Genomic DNA, 6,716 nt, shown 5'->3' on the forward strand with positions numbered 1-6,716 from the left:
ACCGAGCCGACGATCATCTCGCGGATGGTCTTGGACGGCAGGCCATAGCCGCCCATGGTGATCATGGACTCCATCCGGCTGATGGCCTCGCGCGGGCTGTTGGCGTGCAGCGTGCCCATGGAGCCGTCGTGGCCGGTGTTCATGGCCTGCAGCAGGTCGAAGGCCTCGGGCCCGCGCACCTCGCCGACGATGATGCGTTCGGGGCGCATCCGCAGGCAGTTCTTGACCAGATCGCGCATGGTGATCTGGCCCTGGCCCTCCAGGTTCGGCGGCCGGGTCTCCAGGCGCACGACGTGCGGCTGCTGCAGCTGCAGTTCGGCGGCGTCCTCGCAGGTGATGACCCGTTCGGTCGGGTCGATGAAGGCGGTCAGGGTGTTCAGCAGGGTGGTCTTGCCCGAGCCGGTGCCGCCCGAGATCACCAGGTTGCAGCGCGAGGCGCCGATCACGCCCAGGACCCGCGCCCCCTCCGGGCTGATGGAGTTGAACTCCACCAGGTTCCGCATGGTCAGCTTGTCCTTCTTGAACTTGCGGATGGTCAGGGTCGGGCCGTCGATGGCCAGGGGCGGGGCGATGACGTTGACGCGCGAACCGTCCGGCAGGCGCGCGTCGCAGATGGGGCTGGATTCGTCCACGCGGCGGCCGACCTGGGACACGATCCGCTGGCAGATGTTCATCAGCTGGGTGTTGTCGCGAAACCGGACATTGGTCAGTTGGACCTTGCCGCCCACCTCGATGAAGACCCTTCCGGCGCCGTTGACCATGACGTCGGCGATGTCGTCGCGCGCCAGAAGGGGTTCAAGCGGGCCATAGCCGAGGACGTCGTTGACGATGTCCTGGACCAGATGCTCCTGCTCGGCCACCGACATGGATACGTTCTTGATCGCCACCAGTTCGGCGACGATGTCGCGGATCTCCTCGGCCGCCGCCTTGGGATCGAGCTGGGCCAGCTGGGCCAGGTCGATCGTGTTCATCAGGGCGTTGAAGATGGTCGTCTTGGTGGCGTGGTAATAGTCCGACTGCTCGCGGACGATCTCGGCCACGGCCTGGGCCTTCTTCAGCTGCTCCAGGCCCGCGGTCGCCTTGGGCCCGGCGCCGGGCTTGGCCGGGGCGGCGGGTTCCGGCCGCGGGCGGGCCGCCAGGGCGTCCAGCCGGTCCGGCTGCTGGCCCGGTTCGGGCGGCGGGGGCGCGGCCGGGGCGGGGTCGCCGAAGCTGAAGGCCTCGGTCTGAACCCCCTGGGCCGGCTGCGCGGGAGGCGGGGCCGGGGGCGCGGCCGGGGCCGACGCCGGCGCCGGACGCGGGGCGACGGCCAATCCGCCTGGCGTGGCTGTGCGCTTGCCGAACACCGGACCCGTCAGCCTTTCCTGCGGAAGAGTTTGGACAGGGGCGACGACCGTTCACCGCCCCGTCCGGCGCGACGGCCGGGCAGCTGGGGCAGTTCGCGCCGCGACACGATCTGGGCCAGGGTCTCGAAGGCCTCGGCGGCCTTGGACCGGCCGGCGGCGTCCAGGATCATCTGGCCGTTGTTGGCGGCGGCGCCGAAGGTCTTGGCGTCGAACGGAATGACCAGGCTGGGGTGAACGCCCAGGGCGGCGCCGAAGTCCTTGGCCGGAATCTCGGGACGCCCCGGCATGCCCACCTGGTTCAGCACCAGGCGCGGGGGGGCGTCGTTGGGGCGGCCGTGGCGGACCAGGTCGATCATGTTCTTGGCGTTGCGCAGAGAGGCCAGGTCCGGCGCGGCCACCACCACCACCTCGTCCGCCGAGATCAGGGTGCGTCGCATCCAGGACGACCACAGGTGCGGCAGGTCCAGCACCACGAAGGGCGCGGTCGAGCGGATGCGGGTCGTGACCTCCTCGAAGGCGTCCGGGCTGACGTCCCAGTCGACGTCCAGGGTGGCCGGCGCCGCGAACAGGCTCAGCTTGTCGGTGCAGCGGACCATCATCCGGTCCAGCAGGGTGGGGTCCAGACGGTCGGGCTGGCCCAGGGCGTCGGCCACGCCCGACAGGGGGTCCTGGTTGAAATCCAGCCCGGCGGTCCCGAACGGCAGGTCGTAATCGACGATCACGGTGTTGGCGCCGATCCGCTCGCTCATCGCATAGGCGGTGTTGTGGGCCACGGCGCTGGCGCCCGCCCCGCCGCGTGCGCCGACGAAGGCGATGGAGCGGCCGACGAAGGGCTGGGCCGGATCATTGAACAGGCCGCCGATGGCCGAGATCAGCTGCAGCGGCTGCAGCGGCGCGACCAGATATTCGCTGACCCCGCGCCGCATCAGTTCGCGGAACAGGATGATGTCGTTGGTCGGGCCGACGACGATGACCTTGGTGCCGACGTCGCAGACCTCGGCCAGGCGATCGACCTCGTGCAGCAGGGTCTGGGGGTCGGCCTGGCTCTCGACCACGATCAGGGGCGGGGTCGGCTCGTGCTGATAGGCGTCCACGGCCGCGGCGGCGCCGCCGATGCGGATCTGGGTCGTGGCCCGCGACAGGCGCCGGTCCTGGCCCGCACGCTCGGCCGCGGCCAGGGTGTCCTGGCGTTCGGCGAAGACGTGGATGGCGATGCGCGGCACCGACACCTCGCCGATCGCAGGACCGGCGGGCGCCAGGGCCTGGGCCGCCCCGGCCACCAGTTCGCCGACCGGGTTGAAGGCCTGGGCGGGCGGCTGGCTCTCGTATCCGGTCGCGGCCACGGCCGGCGCGGGCGCCGCGACGGCCGTGCCCATCTGGGTGAACTGCAGCGGCTCGCGCCCCGCCGATGCATCGGCCGGGAAGGCGGCGGCGTCCGCCGGATCGCCGAAGTCGGCGTCCAGGTCGAATTCGTCGAAGGCGTCGTAGGGTTGCGGCGCGTAGGCGTTGGTCATTCCTATTCCACCGCTCGTGAGACACGTCGGTTGGTCAGGAGTTCTTCCTGGGCGGCGGCCGTCGCGCGGCCGTTGCGATAGTTGTCGAAGACGACCGACCGGCGACCGGCGTCGGCCTGGGTCATGTCGCGCGGCTGGACGATGTCGCGCGGATTGGCGATCTGGGCGGCCAGGTTCGCATTCACGGCGCAGCCGAAATTGGACGAGACGCCATTGTTGGCCGTGCGGGTCAGGCTGCCCCACTGGGTCCCGCATTGCGGAACGACAGCGCGGACGGTCTCGAACCCGGCCAGGACCGGCGCGCGCGGATCGGGCGCGGCGTAGCTGGCGATGCGGACGGCATATTCGGGCGCGCCGGCCGCGACCAGGGCCGAGCGAACCTTCCAGGCCATGTCGCTGGCGACCGGATCGCCGCCGGCCGGCGCCTCGACCACGATGGCCGGCGCGCCGTCGAGGGTGAAGCGGCTGACCAGCTGGGCCAGGGCGGCCTGCTGGTTGGGCGACACCCCGGTCTCGTGCACGGCCAGGGCGATGCGGTCCATGTCCGGTTCGACCTGGAGCGTATAGCGGTGCAGGGGCGTCAGGGGCGGCGGGCCGCCGCCGTCGGCCGGACCGCCGGCGCAGCCCGCCAGCAACACGCCGGCGGCGCCCAGGGCCATCAGGATGCGAAGGTCACGGGTCATCGGCGGCCTCATTCGATCACATAGCCGACCGGGCCCTGCCAGCCCGTGCCCTGGGCCGTGGGCGCCGGCGAACCATAGGCCTGGTTCAACTGGCCGAAGAGGATGGTCTGGGCGTCCGAGGCGATCCGCAGGCCGTCGGCGGGCGTCTGCATCCGGCCCGGCGAGGTGGGGCTGACGATATAGGGTTCGACCAGGACGACCAGCTCGGTCTCGCCCGACTGATAGTCGCGCGACCGGAACAGTGTCCCCAGGACCGGAACGGTCATCAGGCCGGGAAAGGAATCGATGTTCTGACGCGTGGATTCCTGAAGCAGGCCCGCGATCATCATCGATCCGCCCGAGGGCAGTTCGACCGTATTGGTCACGCGCCGGACGTTCAGCCCGGCCAGGCTGATGGCGTTGGGCGTGCCGGCGCCGATGGTCACGGCGCCCGAGTTGGTCAGTTCCGACACCTCGACCGAGATCTGCAGCGAGATGCGCCCGCCGCTCATCACCACCGGCCGGAAGGACAGGTTGACGCCATAGGGCTTGTATTCGGTCAGTATGGTGCCGCGGTCGTCGCGGCCGACGACGATGGGGAACTCGCCCCCCGCCAGGAAGCTGGCCGCCTCGCCGTTGACCGAGGTCAGGTTCGGTTCGGCCAGGGTGCGGATCAGGCCGGCGCGCTCGAAGGCCTTGATGGTGGCCTCGCCCTTGTTGAGCCCGTCGTCGCCCACGGTGGAGCGGGGCTGGGCCGTGTCCCAGTTTGCGATACCGCCTGGATCGTTGGGTCCGCGGATGATCTGGAAGCATTCGGCGTCCGGATCCAGCCCGCCCGAGCAGGGGACCAGCATCTGCGGCTGCTGGGTCGAATCGTTGAAGTAGCCGCCGGTGAAGCCGCCGAGCAGCCCGCCGTTGACGCCGAAGGTGGCGGCCTGGCCGAAGATGCCCTGGGCCTCGCCGATCCGCCCCAGCACGGCGTTGGTGTCGAAGCCCAGTTGCTTGATGGCGGTGCGCTGGACCTCGACCACCCGGACGCGCAGCGTCACCTGGTCGGAGCCGGCGACGCCGATCATGTTCAGCACCTTCTCGGGCGCCGAGACGAAGGCGCGGGCCACCTGCTGGGCGCGCTCGGCGTCGGCGGGGCTCAGGGCCGTGCCGGTCAGAATTATGGTGTCGTTGACGGCCTCGGCGCGGATGTCGCTGCCTGGCGCGACGCGGCCCAGGGTGTCCTGAAGCGCGCTGACCCCCGCATCGACACGGACCCGCAGGGCCAGGATGGTGCGGCCGGCGCCGTCCAGGAAGACCGCGTCCGTCTCGCCCGGCGCCAGGCCGATGACGGTGATCCGGCGCGGTGAATGCAGCATGGCCTCGGCCACCTGCGGATTGGAGACGATGACGTCGCGGGCGTCGGCCGGAAGGTCGACGGCGAACGACGTGCCGCGCGGCAGGTTGATCATGCGCGGCTGTTCGCCGGCGGCGATGACCGACCGGCTCTGGGCCAGGCCGGCGGTGGGGGCGATCCCGGACAGGGCGATCAGGGCCGAGGCGGCGACGACCTTGAGGGTGCGGACGCGGCTCATTGGACCACCACCACTTCCGGCGCCCCGCCGCGATAGATGCGCACGGCGCTGCTCTGGGTGCGGGCCGTCTGGACCCGTCCGGACGGACCGGCCGTATCTGCGTAAGAGCGCAGCACCAGGCTGAGTTCGCCCTCGGACTTGGCCAGGGCCAGGGCCTCGGCGTCGCGCGGGCCCAGTTCCAGGGTGGCGGTGGCGCCGACCACGGCCTGTTCGTCGTCCCCGGCGCGGGTCGACTGGTCGATGGCCAGGATCTTGATGTTCTGCAGCACGGTGGCCGAGGTGAATTTCGACCGATCGCCTTCCGTCGCGCCGATATTGCCCAGGTTGGTCTCGCGCGTCAGCACCACATCGACCCGGTCGCCGGGCAGGATGAAGCCGCCGGCGGCGGTCTCGACGTTCACCCGAATGGCCATGGCCCGCATGCCCGGCTCCAGATAGGCGGCCATGTAGCCGCTGTCGCCAGCGCGCACGATCTTGCGGCCGATGATCGGCTCTCCGGCCAGGATGGGCTCGCGGACCACCGAGCCGAAATAGTCGGACTTGGCCCCGCCCGTCGCGGCATTGGTCGCCACGCGGGCGACGCGGGCCACCGCGCCCTGGGGCGGCGGCGCGGCCGACGAGGCGGGCTTGGCCTCGCCCTCGGCCTGAGGGACGGGAACGGTTCCGTCGGTGATGAAGGCGGGATTGACCTCGTCGGCGGGCCAGTCCTTCCAGGTCAGGTCGGCGTCGGTCAGGCGCCGGCCGGGCGCCAGGTCGCGCGCGGCGACCAGGACCTTGGCCATCGGCCGAGCCGGTGCGGCCTCCGCCGAGGCGGTCGAGACGGGGCGCCCCGACGATCCCATCGCCCGCACGACCAGCGCCAGACCGATGGCCGAGACGGCGGCGATGCAGATGACGGCGATCTTGGCGGGCTTCATCGACGGTCTCCGGCCGGAGCGACGATTCGCGTGGACGGTCCGCGCGACTTCGGCCGTTAACGAGAATGAAGGCCGGGAGTTAACGCGCCCCTAAGCGCGTGGGGCGGGGCCGCCGCCTTCAGAGGCCGGCCGCGAACCCCGCCAGCATGTCGCTGGCCGGGAAGGCCATCAGGGCCCCTGCGGCGATGGCCACCCCATAGGGAATATCGCCCTTGGGCTCCATCAGGCGCGGCAGCCAGCCCTGGACGCCGACCATATAGGGTCGGGCGTAGAAGCGGGCGAAGATAAGGACCAGGCAGAAGACCCCGCCCATCAGGCCGGTCCACAGCAGGAACATGCCCGATCCCGTGACCCCCAGCCACAGGCAGGCGGCGGCGATCAGCTTGGCGTCCCCGCCGCCGATCCAGCGAAGGGCGAACATCCCCGCCCCGACCACCAGGGCCGCCAGGGCCACCCCGACATGGGCCGCCATGGTCGACAGGTCCAGGCCCGCCGCGAAGGCGGCCGGGAAGAAGGCGACGATCAGGACGCCCGAGATCCAGTTCGGAATGGTCATGGTCGTCAGGTCCCTGAGGCCCGCCACGATGACCAGGGCCGGCATCACCGCCAGCAAGAGGAGCGTCAGCATGTCCATGGCGTCGATCCTTATCCGGGCGGCGTTAAGGCCGGGTTGCCGCCAGGAAGGGCGCGGGCCAAG

Annotated in this window: 6 protein-coding genes; all 6 read right to left on the reverse strand. The window is 71.0% G+C overall.

Features of this window, described 5'->3' with window-relative positions; all coding sequences use genetic code 11:
* Positions 1-1,343: CpaF family protein (locus tag KF910_RS14065; RefSeq protein WP_292264021.1), on the reverse strand; the 1,343-nt coding region annotated here is incomplete at its 3' end.
* Between the two features lie 8 nt (positions 1,344-1,351).
* Positions 1,352-2,857, reverse strand: coding sequence for an AAA family ATPase (locus tag KF910_RS14070; RefSeq protein ID WP_292264023.1), 1,506 nt, complete (start codon positions 2,855-2,857; stop codon positions 1,352-1,354).
* 2 nt (positions 2,858-2,859) lie between these two features.
* Positions 2,860-3,540, reverse strand: coding sequence for a CpaD family pilus assembly protein (locus tag KF910_RS14075; RefSeq protein ID WP_292264025.1), 681 nt, complete (start codon positions 3,538-3,540; stop codon positions 2,860-2,862).
* An 8-nt stretch (positions 3,541-3,548) separates the two neighbouring features.
* Positions 3,549-5,102, reverse strand: a complete 1,554-nt coding sequence (locus KF910_RS14080) for a type II and III secretion system protein family protein (RefSeq protein ID WP_292264027.1) — start codon at positions 5,100-5,102, stop codon at positions 3,549-3,551.
* Entirely contained in the window at positions 5,099-6,019 is a 921-nt protein-coding gene (cpaB, locus tag KF910_RS14085) for a Flp pilus assembly protein CpaB (protein WP_292264029.1), read from the reverse strand. Before cpaB ends, KF910_RS14080 begins: the two co-directional genes overlap by 4 nt.
* 118 nt (positions 6,020-6,137) lie before the next feature.
* The coding region (locus KF910_RS14090; protein ID WP_323805644.1) for a prepilin peptidase at positions 6,138-6,716 on the reverse strand (579 nt) is incomplete at its 5' end.

This window comes from Brevundimonas sp. (genome assembly GCF_019636155.1).
In the GTDB taxonomy this organism is placed as follows: Bacteria; Pseudomonadota; Alphaproteobacteria; order Caulobacterales; family Caulobacteraceae; genus Brevundimonas.